The 919-nt window shown below is 37.0% G+C and carries 1 protein-coding gene; it reads right to left on the bottom strand.

The genetic code is table 11. From position 1 onward, the window contains the following. The coding region (locus HC175_RS15320) for a nuclease domain-containing protein (RefSeq protein ID WP_262887238.1) at nt 1-919 on the bottom strand (919 nt) is incomplete at both ends.

Raw genomic sequence — 919 nt, 5'->3', positions numbered from 1 at the left:
ATTCCAAGTACGACCTATAAATTCCTCTTCAATATCTGGATGAATTTTATAAACGAGATAAAATTCCTGAGCTGGATTTGACGGATAGCCTTTATTTATTAAATTTTCTTTAGAGAAAATGCGAGGACCAATTTCGGTAACTTTGAATAGTTTAGTTGCAAGGGTTTCACCCTCCCCATGAAGAAGAATGTATCTCGCACCGGTTTCTGAAGGTCCCAATCTTAAGGAACCACGATCATTTCCAGTTCTCAGATTGATTAATCCGTTTTTTAAGATCCAATCAAGGTTTTCTTTTCTGTAGTATGCTATTAGTACTGAAGTATCGTCGGGAATAAAATCCCTATTGGGACCATATGCTTCAGGTAACCTCTCTTTTAATTTGTTTGGTTTTTCTTTATGAATATCAAAGATTCTATATGCTATATTTTCACGTTGGGAAGCCCTGTTCAGGAAGTGATCAACTACCCGAAGGATGAAATCTTTCACATCTTCAATTCCACTGTTCGTTCTTGAAGGTCTGACAGGGAATGCTCCAAGTCCAGGCAAAATTTCATGAAACCCTCTTTTTTCTAATACATCTGTACCCGGATAAAGAACATATGCTCCTCCGGTTCTTTTTATTGCGTCTTTGTATGCGTGCATTTTTAATAGATCAGCATTTTTATAAGAACCTTTTTGCTGATTTTTTTTCTCTTCATCTAGCTCCTTCTTTTCCTGTGTACAATCTCCCAGCTGATCTATTACCAAATTCTCTATTTTATATTTTGCATCAAAATGGATGTGAACGATTAGTTCTTCCTTTTCTGACATTTCTTCTGATATATCCGAAGGCCAAATAGAAAGAGTATAATCGGGCCTCAATGATTTTGTCCAGCTACCTGGCGAGGGATGTTTTCCATTCCCCGAAAAAGTCCGGTTA

The sequence above is a fragment of the Salinimicrobium oceani genome, from assembly GCF_012037645.1.
Note: the sequence above shows the minus strand (reverse complement) of the source record. Positions and strands in the feature narration are given on the sequence as shown.